Below are 14,638 nucleotides of genomic sequence, written 5' to 3' on the forward strand. Positions count from 1 at the left end.
AAGGTGATTCATTTACTTGTGGTAGACGATGAGAAAGAGGTTGGGACTTTTCTATCCCGGCTTTTTACGATGAAAGGTTACCTCGTACAAGTTGTGAATAGCGGGAAGGAGTTTCATGAAATCGACTGGAATCAGCAGCGTTTTGATGTCGCAATGATAGATTTGAAGCTTCCGGATTGCGATGGACTTTCCCTCCTGCAGCATCTAAAACAACTGCAGCCGCGTTGCAAGGTACTGATCATGACCGGATACAGCACCGTCAAGACCGCCGTTGATGCCATGAAACTCGGCGCGAGTGATTACATGGAAAAACCCTTCGTAGATATTGAAGTACTGGAAAGGCAGATTGATAACCTATTGAATGAAAATGAAGCTTTGAACCAGCATTTCATCCATAAGCTTGCCGAGGATTCAGGACTCATTGTCGGTGAAAGTCCTTTAATGAAGAATTTGATTGAAACGTCCTTCAAGGTTGCCCAAAAATCCGTCAATGTATTAATCGAAGGAGAAACCGGAAGCGGGAAAGAAGTGCTTTCACGCTTCATCCACATAGCCAGCCCCCGAAACCATGAACCTTTTATCGGCATCAATTGCGGAGCGATCTCTGAATCCCTGCTTGAAAGCGAATTATTCGGTCATGAAAAGGGCGCTTTCACCGGAGCGACCCAGCTGCGAAAGGGTTTTTTCGAAATTGCTGGGAACGGGACGCTTTTCCTTGATGAAATTGCGGATGCAAGTCCGGCCATTCAAGTTAAATTGCTTCGGGTTTTGGAAACGCGGGAATTCATGCGGGTTGGCAGCAGCGTGACATTACGGACGAACGCCCGGTTAGTGGCGGCCTCCAATGAAAACCTGCAAAAGGCAGTGGACAAGAATAAATTTCGGGAAGACCTATTTTACCGACTGAACGTCGTGACTCTGGATATCCCGCCATTAAGGAGCCGAAAAGAGGATATTCCGTTGCTTGTCCGACACTTGGTTGAGAGAAATGGTCATGGAGATATCTCATTTTCCAATGAAGCCATTGAAAAATTACAGCAATACAACTGGCCAGGCAACATACGCGAACTATCTAATGTGGTCTTGCGCACGCTAACTCTTGCAGACAATAAGTCAGAAATAACCGCCAATGATATCTCACTATCCAACAGCCAGATCACACCTGACAAAAATGTGTCACCTGAGATACAGTCAACAGAAAACCTTCTTGTAGAGTGGCGAAAAAGGCTGGTGGCTGATTTTAATGAGAAGGATGAACTGATGCTTGAAGAAATCCTTACGGAAATCAAACAGCTTCAATCAACAATTGGAAAGGAGCTCGTCATGCAGGCTCTGCAAAAAACCTACGGCAACCGGAATGAAGCTGCCAAACGCTTGCAAATATCCATAAGGAAATTGCGCTATATATTAAATGAGAAGAGCCAGACATAATAAAAAGGAGGATGCCCCATTCCAGGGCTTCCTCCTCTGTTCCTATTCTAGCGTCAATACGATGCGGCCGTTGATTTCTCCGTTTTCCATCATCGAAAACACGTCATTGATTTCATCAAGCTTTCTTGTTTCAATATTCGTTCTGACTTTACCCTCAGCCGCAAATTGAACAGCTTCCTGTAAATCTTTTCTCGTCCCGACGATGGACCCTTTTACAGTCACCCCATTTAACACTGTATCAAAAATCGGGATTGGAAGTTCATCATTCGGCAATCCGACTACGACAAGTGTGCCGCCCCTCTTGACTGAACTGTAAGCCTGTTCGAATGCTTTTTTCGTAACCGCCACAGAAATGGATGCCTGCACGCCGCCAACCTTATCCTTAATGGCCTGTACAGGATCGGTCTTAAGCCCATTAACCGTGTAATCCGCCCCCAGTTCCGTTGCCAGATCAAGCTTATCATCTTGAATATCGACAGCAATGACATTAAAACCCATCGCTTTTGCGTATTGCAGGGCAACATGTCCCAATCCGCCAATTCCATAAATCGCTACCCAATCGCCAGGTTTTGCTTCTGATACCTTAAGCGCCTTATAAGTCGTTACACCTGCACAGAAAATCGGTGAAATCTCCGCAAAATCAAGCCCTTCAGGAACCTTCACCACATATTTGGCTGGTGCTTTACAATATTCCGCATATCCGCCGTCCACGGAATAGCCTGCATTCAATTGGTCCAAGCAAAGCGTTTCCCTGCCGGTCAGACAATATTCACAATCGCCGCAGGCCGAATAAAGCCAAGGGATCCCAACACGGTCCCCCACTTTCAAGGAAGTTACGCCTTCCGCCACCTTTTCTATAATGCCAACACCCTCATGTCCCGGGATAAGCGGAAGCTTGGGTTTTACCGGCCAATCACCATGTGCAGCATGTAAATCGGTATGACACACGCCACAGGCTTTAATTTTCACTAATATCTCACCATATTCCAATTCCGGGATCGGTACTTCCTTAATCTCAAGTTTTTGGTTAAATTCATTGACGACCGCCGCTTTCATTGTCTTGACCTGTTGTTTTGCATTTACAGTGCTTGCCCCTTGTTTTACATTCATGATTACTATTCCTCCCTTAATCTGGTGGATATTATTTCTTGCTACTACTTATACAAGATGCAAGTGCCATGCCACTGCAAAAAGGCCAAGACGACAGCATTCACAAAAAAAAGTGCCGAAAGATCGGCCCATTTGGACGAATTAACGGCTCAAGTTGGACGAAATCCGGTTTGTATATTGCAGGAAAAATGGTTCACCCTATAAATAGGAGGTGTCTAAAACACATGGACCAATTTGAAGAAGCCTATGAGTCATATAAACAGCAGGGAACACCGCAAGCAAACCAAAGTGATTCAGCAGCAGGAAAAGAAGAAATCATCGCCGTAAGGAAAAATGAAGAGGACAATATTATCGCCATCAAGACGGACTCCGGCCGCGAACTCGACTACCCCACAGCCCTTGCGGAAGCGAAAGCTGGCAACCTGGCCAATGTAGACGTCTTTCATAAATATGGACGTGACATATTACGGAGTGAGCCCGATGGGATTAAAGAAAATAACCTGGATCAACTGCCGGAGTTTTGAGTTTTTCGGGGAGACTGCCTGATACGGGCAGTTTTTTTCTATCTGGATGCGCAAAAAAAAGAACCAGCATGATTAGCCGGATCTTATTTTTCATAAGGATAGGATTCAGAGATTTCGAGCAGTCGGCCGCAGGACTCGACAACCTCGATGATTTCCATCCATGACATGTCCAGACCCAGTTCATTAGCATGGGAAATCTTATCCCGTAATTTTCGGATGGCATTCGCATCCTTCTTCCCTTTGCTTTTGGAAGGGATTTGGAAGAAGCGCCTCAATTCTTTATCTTTATGTATAATATCGAATTTATCACTGATTTGCAGGCACTCTATTATATTGATATCCTCATTTTTATCGATTCTCCTTTTATATAATTCGGTTGCCTTTTCTAAACGGTCTTCGCTGATCATTGGATACCAGCTGCCATCGCCGAATCTATCCAGGATGATATCGCTCATCCTCATTTCCAATAAGGTAATATATCCGAATATCAGCATCCTGATCGGAGGCTTTTGGAGGTCGGCATGGGTAATCAACATTTTAATTGAATTATTCTCTAATACGAACACCCTTGTCTTATTCTTAAAAATATGGAGAAGCTGGATCAAAGGGGTTGAATTCGAAACCATTTCCCTTGGTGAGAAGTTTCTCATATATTCAGAAATACTTCCCTCACCTAGTTCTTGCCTTTCGATATATCCGATGATTTCCCCTTGATCTTGGACTGCCAATATATCAAAATTCTTTTTTTTCATTGCTTTCTGGATATCCAGCGCCAGATCATTTTTATGGCAAAACTCAAGCTCCTGGGCAATGCTCTTAACCGTTATATTTTCTTCATAAAGAGTTTTAAGACTCAGATAGCTGCTATTGCTATTGCTTTTTCTTTCGCTTCCATTTAACATCTTTCAACCTCCGATCAGGAACACTTTCTGCCCGTTTTCAATAATAGAAATGAATGCGGCCCCCCCGCAAATAAAGTTCACTTTAGTGGACTCCATCCCATTCAACAAATGCCATCAACTGCATTTCCAGCCGCCGTTTCCACATTCCCCTTTTCTTCCCACCCCTTACAAACATCCACCCAATCCTTGGCACCTGAATATTCAAATAATTCAGCGAGTGTAAGTTCTATTGCAGAGTTTGAACTGCCGCAAGCCGGAAACAATGACTCGAAGCGCTTCATCGATACATCAAGAAAAACAGCTAAATCGTTTGCCAGGCCAAACGGGCAAACGCCTCCGATTGCATGGCCGGTCTGTGCAAGCACTTCATCAGGTGAAAGCATTCGTGCCTTGAAACCGAACGTCTGACGAAATTTCTTATTATCCACTTTCGCGTCCCCTGCGGCAACGACCAAAATCGCGTGTTCACCTTCCCCTTTAAAGGAAAGGGTCTTGGCAATCCGCGCTGGGATAACACCGATGGTTTCCGCTGCTTCAATTACCGTGGCACTAGATGTTTCGAACTCCTTTACGTCGCCTTCCCGATTCCATTGTTTAAAATGGCTTTTGACACTTTCGATCGACATATTAATATTCACTCCTTTTTATGTACATATTGAAATAATATCATCCTTCATTGCAATAATTCAAAATCCACTTGTGCTACTTTATCTGATTGGAAACCTATAAATTAAAACCATTCTTTACAAATTGACGAAACAAGCTTACATGGGCTACTATTAATCATCGGGTAAACGCCTGCACGTGGTTCGTAACCATCCCACGATAAAAAAACTAGGGAGAGAGTAAAATGAATGTTCGTACACTCGTGATAAACGGGTTATTGGCTGCCTTGTATGTGGCGGTCTCATTGGTGTTTAAACCAATAGCTTTTGAGATGTTCCAATTCCGTGTACCGGAAATGTTGAATCATCTGATTGTATTCAATAAAAAGTATATCTACGGTATCGTTGGAGGAGTCTTCATATCGAATCTGCTCTTTTCGCCGATGGTGCCATATGATTTGATTTTTGGGGTGGGCCAATCCCTGCTCGCCTTATTGCTTGTCATTTATGTTTCTCGTTTCATAAAAGGCATTAAAGGACGTATGGTCGCTACGATTATCTTTTTCACGTTCACAATGTTTTTAATTGCAATTGAACTGAACCTTGCCTTTGGCTTGCCATTCTGGCTAAGCTGGATGACTACAGCTGTCGGTGAGTTCGTTGTCCTTTTGATTGGAGCGCCAATCATTTATGGAATGAACAAAAGAATTCAGTTTGAAAAGTGGCTTTAAAAGGAATCTTCGCGCCGTTAAGCCACTATAATGGAAAAGAGCTGTCTGCATGATGCGGCAGCTCTTTTTTTTCACCATTGAACTCTAAAATGATAAACTATTAGTAAGAATGGTGGTGGCCCTTTGAAAAAAGTCCTGACCATAATCGGTCTACTTGTAATCGCAATTTTTATATACTCTAATGCAGAACTGTTCACTTTGGTTTGGAAAAGTGATTTGGATTCTGTTATTGGCATATTGAAGGAAAATCTTTTGCTTACATTTATTGTGACATTCGTATTGATGTTTGTACAAAATTCTTTTACAATCATCCCCTTAATTTTGCTCCTGACCATCAATGTCACGATATTCGGATTCATATATGGCTATCTATGGAGTTGGTTTACAAGTGTTGTTGCCTCAGGATTCATTTTTTATGCAGCAAGAAACTGGTTTCAGGAGCTTCTTTTAAAGAAGATTGGTGAAAAGTGGCAAGAATCTGTAGTGGAGCATGGCTTCATGTACGTGTTTACAGGCAGGATTTTCCCACTTATCCCCACAAGCTTAATTAACTTGGCAGCCGGAGTCAGCACCGTCACTTTCAAAGACTATTTATTGGCGACGGCACTTGGCAACCTTATATACTTTTTCTTCCTATCACTGATTCCCTATGGACTGCTATCTGTCGAAATGAACCAATATACGCTAGCTGCTCTTGCACTCCTTTTCTTACTATTCTTCATGGTCTATAAGCGTGCAAAAAAGAAGAAGAAACTAACCTTCTTCAGAAAAAACAGGTGACCACATTGGCCCCTGTTTTTTTATTTAGAGATTCTGCATATATTTTTTTCCGATAGTTTGTTAAAATGTGTATGTATTTTTACCTTTGAAATGTCTTAAAAACAGGGAGAATCTCCATGTCCAAACGCTCCATCTTAGCAATATATATCCTATCCGGGATTCTTACATTAGTCGTATTCGACTATTTTTTAACTACAAATATCCATAATAAAGAGGTCTTCATTCAACTCCAAAGGGCGGAAGGCATTGTTTTCCTTTTATCAATAGGCTTAATTCTATATCTTTATTTAGCTAAAAAGGAAGAATTCAAACGATTAAAAGAGGCGGAACAACGTCGGCGCACACTCATCAATTCAATGGTGGATTTCGTTAATTTCAAGGATGGGGATGGCCGATGGCTTGAATCCAATACCTTCGGGCTGCAATTATTTCAATTGGAGAATGTAGATTATAAGGGAAAAAGAGACAGTGAGCTCGCAGAATACACCGAATTTTATAAAGAATCGTTGATCTACTGTGAAATTTCCGATGAAGAAACGTGGGTAAAGGGGGAAATTACTAGGTGCGAGGAAATCATCCCTCTTCCCGATGGCAATCACAAGACCTTTGATACGATTAAAGTTCCCCTGTTCAATGAAGATGGTTCACGTAAAGGCTTAGTCGTCATTGGCAGGGATATATCTGAAAGAGTTGTCGCGGAGAATCAATTATTTGATAGCGAACAACGCTATAAATCATTGTTTGAGCACAACCCTTATCCAATGCTGATGCTTGATTTAAATGGAATGATCACGACCGTGAATCCAAGGTTTGAAACGGTAACAGGCTTTCTACAGGAAGAAATACATGGCGCTTCATTCATTAATTTGAATTTTTCAGCAGAAGACGCGGAATTGATCCGTACATCATGCCAATATGTCATGGAAAACCAAAAGGGGATCAAAAAAGGGAAAGATATAGAATTCCTGACGAAGTACGGGAAGTCCATCTTACTTTCTTGTACGTTTGTCCCGATGATGGTTGGCGAGGATTTAGTCGGAATCATTACTTATGCTAAAGAAGTCACTCAAATTCGAGAAACCGAAGCACGCTTAAGAAGAACCGAAAAATTATCGATAGTCGGCGAACTTGCCGCAAGTGTAGCCCACGAGGTACGAAATCCGCTGACTTCTTTAAAAGGTTTCGTCCAACTGCTTAAAAAGAGCGACCATCCCTATGAACAATACTACACGATCATGTTAAGTGAATTGGACCGGATCAATCTTATTGTAAGCGAGTTACTCGTTCTGGCAAAACCACAGGAACTTCCATTCAGCAAACATCAAATCATCGACCTGATGAACGATGTCAAAACCTTGTTGAAACCAGAGGCGGACTCGTACTCCACCAAAATATCAATATCTGTCAAAAATGAAATACCGCTTCTATTATGTGAGGGAAACCAATTAAAACAAGTTTTCATAAACATGCTCAAGAATTCCATGGAGGCATCCGCCGACCACATTTGGATTGATTTTGAACGAATGAACAATAACCTTTCCATCACCATCAAAGATAACGGTAGCGGAATAGAAAAAAACCGCATAAAACATCTTGGAGAGCCTTTCTATTCTTCAAAAGAAAAAGGAACCGGATTAGGACTGACAGTCAGTTGCCGAATCATTGAGGCGCATCGGGGAAAGGTCCGGTTTAACAGTGAACTGAACCAAGGAACCGAGGTCCAAATCATTTTGCCCATAAAAATATGAACTTCGAGGACAAGCCTGAACCTTGTCCTTTTTTTGCAGGATTCAAACCATCCTATTTTATCAGAGAGGTGAAGAATTCCTTTATATTCCCAAAGAATGAAACCGTCTCAACAGGTTGTTTCCCATTAGTCTGACCTTCTGAATCATTGGATGTTTCGCTCTCCGTCATACCAGCTGTACTCGTTTGCGCTGCCTCAACTTCCACCTCTTTTGTTTTGACATCATCCATGGTTTCTTCCTCATCCATTTCAACATCCATGTCCTTTTCGAAAACAAGGACGTAAGTACGACGCTCCCCATCCTTTGAAACGGTAACGGAAATGGCCGTTTTCGCTTTATCCTTGATCTTCACTTTTGCACTGCTCGCACCGTCATATTCAATCGTTGCTCCGCTGGCATTTGTAGTTGCATTCAATTCGACTGAAGAAATATCATTATCGACCTCGATATGATAGGTATGCTCATTAGATTCAAAAGATTTGTTCCATACGCCGGATGACACCGTCAGACTGTTCAACACTGGTCCATTATTGCCTTCCTCGCCTAAAGAATCTGCGGACGTTACTTTCTCAACAGAATCCGTTTTCACTTTTTGTGTTGAAATACTTTCAATTTGCTGTGCATTCGTTACTTCACTGACACCACCGCTTGGCTTTTGATTATTGGAGGATTCCGCTGATGTTAAAGATGTTTTACTCCCCTTATCCGAGGATCCTGCTGATGATAAAGATGATTTATTCCCCTTATCCGAGGAAGGATGGGCTTTACTCGTTCCTGTAGAAGGCTCCTTTTGGACTTCATCCTCTTTTGGAGCAGCTTTCGATTCCGTTTCCTTAGCTGCGGCTGCAGCCCGTGTAATCGTAAGTGTATATGTTTTTTTCATTTCCATTTTCTGCTGTAACGGTTATCTTCACCGTGGTCTTACCGACTGGAAGGGTAACCTTTACACCTGCACTGGTTGCATCCTTTCCATTCACCTTTACAATTGCCTTACTGTTACTCAATGTCGGAGTTACCGTAACCGACTGGACTTCATTTTCAACTGAAGCATGATAAGCTGTCACTTTAGAATCGAATGTTAATGAGCCTTTTGATAATCCAATCGATGTTAAAAGGTTATCATCACTTTCATGTTTTTCGACCTTGAGAGTATAGGTTACGGTTTCATTTTCCCCATCGCTGACGGTGATTACAAACGTATTCATGCCAGTTTGAAGTGTTAAATCCTTCAATTTACCATCCGTCATTTTGACACCATTCACATATATGGCTGCATTCTCGTTAGGGCTTGCTGCAAGCAAGGTGATCTTTTCCACATCATTCCCCACTGTTGAACTATAGTCGTGTACATCTTCTGTAAACTTTTGATCCAATGCCATACCCTCTATCTCTAGCTTTGAAAGACTATTTACCGTTTGTGCCTCTTCCAAAATGACAGAAGTGCCTTCCGCAGCTTCTGTCGCTGGCATATAAGTGGATGTTCCCATCCCCACAAGGGAACCAACCAAGATCACCTTCACACTTGTTTCTTTTAATCCCTTCTTCATCAAAACCTATCCCTCCAAATTCCTTAAACATGATAGGTTCAGATTACTAAAGGAACCTTAATTATTTCTTAATGGAGTTTATATCAAAAGGAGGATGCCTATTTGGTATAAACTTTATGCAAAGTGGAATTCCCACCACTTATTTATGGCTATACTGGAATGGAAGGCAAAACTAAAACTTATTGTTCTCATTTTCTAGCGAACCTCTTAAACTGCCTTTAGATAACTAAATTATTTTCACTGTTTTTTCACATTTTCCTTTTATAATGGGCTTACATAATCGGATGAAAGGATGATGGCACACCAAGATGAAAAAATATTTATGGCTGGTAGTCAGCCTATTCAGTTTGCTTTTATACCCGGCAATGGCTTCTGGTCATGCTACAGTAATCAGCTCTAATCCTAGCCCGAATGAAGCGATGGATACTCTTCCTGAAAAGATCACCATTCAATTCAGCGAGAATATACAACCAGCTTTTCATTCGCTTGAGGTATTCAGCCAAGATGGAGACAAAATTCAAACTCAAAAGAGTACAATCTCTGAACAGAGTGAAAAAATACTGGAAGCTAAGTGGAAGGGCACGATCGATGAAGGGATTTACTATATTAAATGGAGAGTGGTTTCGAGTGATGGCCATCCTATTGAAGGAACTATCCCCTTTAAATTCGGAGATTCGGCAGGCCTATCAGATCAAAATAATTCCGAAGTGAATGAAAGTTTTCCGAATTCCATCAACGTTATTCTGCAAAGTCTACAATACATATGCTTCGCTGCCCTTACCGGAATCCTATTTTTCAGATTATCGCTAATGAAGGATTCCCGACTTTTTGAAGCAAGCAGAAGAACCCGTCTATACCTTTGGCTTTCATATGCTGGTTTAGCATTTTCCATCTTCTGCAGTCTGCCTTTAAGAGTTACGATCGATGCTGGCGTAGGTTGGACCGATGCATTTAATGTTAGTTATATAAAGGAAGTATTGAATGCTACAAACTTTGGGACGATCTGGATCATGGAAATTCTAATATTGCTCCTTCTATTTTTAGTAATTTATTTCATGCTCGAGAACTCATTGAATAAATCACTACCTTTCATTTCATTCATCATAATTGCCAGCTTGATGATTTGTAAGGCATTCACCGGACATACAGCAGCCGTTCCTAATCAGGCACTGGCCGTTTTGATGGATTTCCTTCATTTATTGTCCATGGCTTTATGGCTCGGCGGCCTTATGGCCTTATTGGTGATTTTGCCTGGGCTTGCAGATCGGCAGTCAGTCCAAGAAGATAAGAAAACCTTTTACTGGTCGATCATTCAAAGGTTTTCCAAATGGGCATTTCTGTTTGTAATCATCCTGATTATTAGCGGAATATATAGCAGTTTACAGCATGTACCAACTATCCATTCAATGTTTAACACAACATATGGCCAATTGATACTAGCGAAAATCGGTCTCATGTTAATCATGATCGTTTTAGGCGGCTTTCATTTTCTCAGTGGGAAAAAGCAAACGAAAAAACTTGGTTATAGTGTGGGGATGGAGTTTGGTTTAGGAATCGTCATCCTTCTCGTTGCAGCTTTATTAACAAATGTCCAAACTGCCATGTCTTCTCCCGGCCCCATTGAAAAAACGTTACGGACTGAAGAAAATAACGAGGTTACATTAATGGTGACGCCCAATGAAGTCGGGGATAACCTGATTCAAGTAAATCTATCCAAGGAAGGCAAGCCAATTGCTGAAATAGAGCAGCTTACGATCACGATGCAGCCATTGGATACGCCACGCGGTGAAATAAAGCTTCAAATGAAGGAGAAAAACACAGGGACATTTACATCAAAGTCTATATTAACCATGCCAGGAAAGTGGAATATCCATATTCATGGATTGACTGAAAGCCTGGATTCAATCAATGCTGATTTTATAATTTTCATAGGGAATTCATAATAGGAGGGATTTATACAAATGAAAAACATATCAAAGCTACTTATTTTTACATTTGCTTCATTATTCATTTTTTCCGGTTCAGCATATGCTCACGTTACGGTCAAGCCAAGTTCATCTGCACCTGAGGCGTGGGAAACTTATACAATTAAAGTACCCGTAGAAAAAGAAACTGCCACTACAAAGGTGACTTTAAAAGTACCTGAAGGGGTTACTTTTGAAAGCTATCAGCCTGTACCGGGATGGAAAGTAACGACAGAAGGTGACAAAGATGGGCATGTAAAAACGGTAACTTGGGCAGCAACTGACAAAGGAATAGCTGCTGGACAATTCCAGCAATTCTCTTTCGTAGCACAAAATCCTAAAGAAGAAACGAAAGTTGCCTGGGATGCATTTCAATATTACGAAGATGGTGAAATTGTTGAATGGAGCGGTGAAGAAGGCTCAGACCTACCGCATTCTGTAACGGAAATCACGGTTGCACCCAAGGCTGATGCTTCACCTGCGGACCATGGTCACGAAGATGAAGCTGACACTAATGATTCCACGACACCTGACAATTCAAAGGATGCAGCAACAACAGAAGGTGATGGCAACCAAACGCTGATCATTACCCTGGCTGTCATATCATTAATTCTTTCCATTGTAGCGCTTTTTGCAGCTCTAAGGAAAAATAAAAAATAATCATTATGGAAGGTGCCCCAAAAATTTCTTGGGGCACCTTTTTTCTCTAATATTCCATGACCACCGATTTACTCGGTAGCTTTAGATTTTCTGATTCTATCGTAATCTTAATCGATTTTTCAGCTCTTTGTTCCGTAATCGTTAAGTTAAGCAGTCCATTTCCCTGCGCTTTTTTGCTTATTCCCAGATCTTCCGTACTTTTCACCAGCTGTGCATATAATTCCGCTTCAGTTAAATTGCGCTCAAATTCTTTTTCAGCAATCACTTTCAAGAGGGCTGCCGCACCGCTTACATGAGGCGTAGCCATTGACGTTCCGCTCAACCTGGCATATTTATTTCCTGGATACGTAGAGAGAATATCAACCCCTGGCGCCACCAAGTCAATTTCATCATTTGAATTTGAAAAATCCGCTAAATTTCTGCTTAAATCCACAGCCCCCACTTCCACTACCTCGGGATATGCTCCTGGATAATCCAATTCATCCGTTTCATGACGCCCATCACCGCTATTTCCAGCTGCACAAACAACAAGGATATCGTTCTGAAGTGCCTTTTGAATGAGTTTGTGTTCAGTCTCATCGGGAGGTCCGCCAAGCGAAAGTGAAATAACCGAAACCTTTTCTTCATTTGGTCCCCGCCAATTGATGGCATACTCTAGAGCACCATTAATCCAATCAATGTCGCCTTGTCCTTGACCATTTAGGGCCTTTAACGCTAATATGCTTGCTTTCGGAGCCACTCCCACTACACCAGCATTATTAATGGCAGCAACAACCGTACCGCTAACATGTGTCCCATGTCCGTTATCATCTTGATAATCCCCGGTATTGGTAAAATCCTTCCCGCCAATGATTCTTTCCTTGAGGTCTGGATGTCCCTTGTCTATGCCTGTATCAATGACGGCAACTACCACGCCCTCACCATAGCTGCTTTTTTCCCAAATTGCCGGTGCTTTCACAAGCTCGACACCCTCAGGAATCTTCTCTTTCACCGTTTCCATTACTTCAAGAACTTTGTAAGGTATTAATCTTTTTTCTCTTGTCATTTGATTACCCCTTCCTTCGTTCAATAAGTTAAACTGCCATCAGTGTAGGGATTTTCATCCCGTCTGGTTGCCGTCTACCGTTGAAAGAGATGAGATCAAAAAACTCTTCTCTCTTATATATACCAGATTTATGAAAATAAAAAAGAAGTTTTCGGAAAATTCCGTCTAAATAACTAGTTTTTATTTCTTTTTGTGTTATTATCTGGTACTCTTATTATAGAACAAATGTTCGTTTTATGCTACACTTTTTTCTCATTTTTTTCCCAAGCACGCACTTTTCCAATAAAAAAGAAGCGACTCCGAATCGAGTCAGCTTCCAAGATGTTAAGCTGCACCGCAGCATTTTTTGTATTTTTTCCCGCTTCCGCATGGACAAGGCTCATTTCTGCCAATGACCGGTTCTGCATGAACATGCGGCATTTTAGCTGCCTTTGCACTTTCCGTGATAATTTGCGTGCCTTTTTCCTTCATTTGCTGATACCGCTGTTTAAATAACTCCATTACATCTTTACTGTACTTCAGCGTATCTTCCGCGATATCCATCGCCTTTTGCTTCGAAATATTATAATCCTCCAGGACGAATTGATTATCCCCGAAAGAAACCCTCACTCCAAAATGCTGTCCCGCCTGTTTATTGCCTTTAAGCTCCTCAACGAATTCAAGGTATACTTCCTGGCAATCACAAGTCTGATGCATGCAATAATAATCATATATCCAATACGATTTATCTTCGTATTTACTTTTTAAAGCAATGCCATCCTCAACGCCAAATACATCCAAATATTTTATCGCTTTTCCATCGAGTATCTCAAATGGATCAATCGTTCTCATCTATAGACACATCCTAATTCATCAAAATTTATTCTTCCTTTGTATTGTACAACCTAATTCACCAATCGTCACTTGAAACGAAGCCTGACAAAGTCAAATCCCTTTCAGTAAAAACATAATTAAAGAAGCCTTATTGAAGGCAATAAAAAAAGCTGCATCAGTGTCTATAAACTGATGCAGCCCCTAATCCTCATCCGATCCATGTGGTCAATTCGTCAATCGGTGTTTTCTTAGCAGGTTTCGGCTCCATGTCAGGATAACCCAAGTATATGAAAGCCAACACATCTCCCTTAGAGGATAAATTGAAAAATTCACGGACTTTGTCATGATAAGTTATTTTCCCCGTTCTCCATACTGCTCCCAAACCTAGAGAATGTGCTGCAAGAAGCATATTTTGGATGGCACTGTTCACAGCCGCATATTCTTCTGCGACGAGGACATTATTCTTATCACTAGGCTCTATGCCCACTGCGATGATGACTGGAGCCCTTAATGGATTCTTTTTTTGCCTTTCGAGCTTGCTGATTAAACTTTCAGGGGTATCATCAGCATTTTCGATTCTTGTTATTTCTTCGAATACCTGCCCAAGTTTATTTCTTCCTTCCCCTGTCAAAACAAAAAAACGCCAAGGCTCCGTCCGATGATGATTAGGTGCATATGTTCCGGCTTCAATGATTTGCTCGATCATTTCTTTAGGAACCGGATCCTGCTTAACGATTCCAATGCTTCTTCTCGTTTTTATAGCCTCGATAGTCTCCAT

Annotated in this window: 14 protein-coding genes, 1 pseudogene and 1 riboswitch; of the genes and pseudogenes, 7 read left to right on the top strand and 8 right to left on the bottom strand. The window is 41.5% G+C overall.

The features are described from left to right. The first annotated feature begins 3 nt into the window (after window positions 1-3). The gene (locus tag A6755_RS24575) at window positions 4-1,431 is read left to right on the top strand and encodes a sigma-54-dependent transcriptional regulator (RefSeq protein WP_063592266.1); all 1,428 of its coding nucleotides are present in this window, start codon (window positions 4-6) and stop codon (window positions 1,429-1,431) included. A 42-nt stretch (window positions 1,432-1,473) separates the two neighbouring features. On the opposite strand, the gene adhP is transcribed toward A6755_RS24575, so the two are convergent. Further along, entirely contained in the window at window positions 1,474-2,487 is a 1,014-nt protein-coding gene (gene adhP, locus A6755_RS24580; RefSeq protein WP_063592681.1) for an alcohol dehydrogenase AdhP, read from the bottom strand. A 278-nt stretch (window positions 2,488-2,765) separates the two neighbouring features. Here adhP and A6755_RS24585 point away from each other — a divergent pair, with 278 nt between their 5' ends. Then, entirely contained in the window at window positions 2,766-3,065 is a 300-nt protein-coding gene (locus A6755_RS24585) for a DUF3892 domain-containing protein (protein ID WP_034306021.1), read from the top strand. 83 nt (window positions 3,066-3,148) lie between these two features. Here A6755_RS24585 and A6755_RS24590 read toward each other — a convergent pair whose 3' ends face one another. Further along, a complete protein-coding gene (locus A6755_RS24590; RefSeq protein WP_063592267.1) occupies window positions 3,149-3,967 on the bottom strand; it encodes a CBS domain-containing protein in 819 nt (272 codons plus the stop codon). Between the two features lie 101 nt (window positions 3,968-4,068). Next, window positions 4,069-4,593 carry a YbaK/EbsC family protein gene (locus A6755_RS24595; RefSeq protein WP_063592268.1) on the bottom strand — a complete coding sequence of 175 codons (525 nt, stop codon included), beginning with the start codon at window positions 4,591-4,593 and terminating at the stop codon, window positions 4,069-4,071. Between the two features lie 172 nt (window positions 4,594-4,765). Further along, a riboswitch (PreQ1 riboswitch) is annotated at window positions 4,766-4,811 on the top strand. Window positions 4,812-4,817: 6 nt separating this feature from the next. Here A6755_RS24595 and A6755_RS24600 point away from each other — a divergent pair. The 3 genes from A6755_RS24600 to A6755_RS24610 all read left to right on the top strand — a co-directional run bounded on the left by A6755_RS24600 (window position 4,818) and on the right by A6755_RS24610 (window position 7,831). Next, on the top strand, window positions 4,818-5,303 hold the full coding sequence (locus A6755_RS24600) for a QueT transporter family protein (RefSeq protein WP_034306030.1): 486 nt from the start codon (window positions 4,818-4,820) through the stop codon (window positions 5,301-5,303). A gap of 123 nt (window positions 5,304-5,426) precedes the next feature. Further along, on the top strand, window positions 5,427-6,083 hold the full coding sequence (locus tag A6755_RS24605) for a TVP38/TMEM64 family protein (protein ID WP_034306033.1): 657 nt from the start codon (window positions 5,427-5,429) through the stop codon (window positions 6,081-6,083). A gap of 116 nt (window positions 6,084-6,199) precedes the next feature. Continuing rightward, window positions 6,200-7,831 (top strand): PAS domain-containing sensor histidine kinase, encoded by a 1,632-nt coding sequence (locus tag A6755_RS24610; protein WP_063592270.1) that lies wholly within the window; start codon window positions 6,200-6,202, stop codon window positions 7,829-7,831. 52 nt (window positions 7,832-7,883) lie between these two features. On the opposite strand, the gene A6755_RS24615 is transcribed toward A6755_RS24610, so the two are convergent. Further along, window positions 7,884-8,714: a cadherin-like beta sandwich domain-containing protein gene (locus A6755_RS24615; RefSeq protein WP_063592271.1), complete on the bottom strand. Its 831-nt coding sequence runs from the start codon at window positions 8,712-8,714 to the stop codon at window positions 7,884-7,886. Then, a complete protein-coding gene (locus A6755_RS24620; protein ID WP_134402184.1) occupies window positions 8,665-9,378 on the bottom strand; it encodes a cadherin-like beta sandwich domain-containing protein in 714 nt (237 codons plus the stop codon). Before A6755_RS24620 ends, A6755_RS24615 begins: the two co-directional genes overlap by 50 nt. Before the next feature lie 308 nt (window positions 9,379-9,686). Here A6755_RS24620 and A6755_RS24625 point away from each other — a divergent pair, with 308 nt between their 5' ends. After that, window positions 9,687-11,321 (top strand): copper resistance CopC/CopD family protein, encoded by a 1,635-nt coding sequence (locus A6755_RS24625; RefSeq protein WP_063592273.1) that lies wholly within the window; start codon window positions 9,687-9,689, stop codon window positions 11,319-11,321. A gap of 18 nt (window positions 11,322-11,339) precedes the next feature. Continuing rightward, window positions 11,340-12,002, top strand: coding sequence for a YcnI family copper-binding membrane protein (locus tag A6755_RS24630; RefSeq protein WP_063592274.1), 663 nt, complete (start codon window positions 11,340-11,342; stop codon window positions 12,000-12,002). Between the two features lie 46 nt (window positions 12,003-12,048). Here A6755_RS24630 and A6755_RS24635 read toward each other — a convergent pair whose 3' ends face one another. From A6755_RS24635 to A6755_RS24645, 3 genes and pseudogenes are all read right to left on the bottom strand, one after another. Continuing rightward, window positions 12,049-13,047, bottom strand: a complete 999-nt coding sequence (locus A6755_RS24635) for a S8 family peptidase (RefSeq protein WP_063592275.1) — start codon at window positions 13,045-13,047, stop codon at window positions 12,049-12,051. Window positions 13,048-13,371: 324 nt separating this feature from the next. Next, window positions 13,372-13,449: pseudogene (locus A6755_RS28400) on the bottom strand (SEC-C metal-binding domain-containing protein); the annotation flags it as partial. Between the two features lie 619 nt (window positions 13,450-14,068). Continuing rightward, a complete protein-coding gene (locus A6755_RS24645; protein ID WP_063592276.1) occupies window positions 14,069-14,638 on the bottom strand; it encodes a nitroreductase family protein in 570 nt (189 codons plus the stop codon).

This window comes from Peribacillus frigoritolerans, from assembly GCF_001636405.1.
GTDB classification, from domain to species: domain Bacteria; phylum Bacillota; class Bacilli; order Bacillales; family DSM-1321; genus Peribacillus; species Peribacillus frigoritolerans.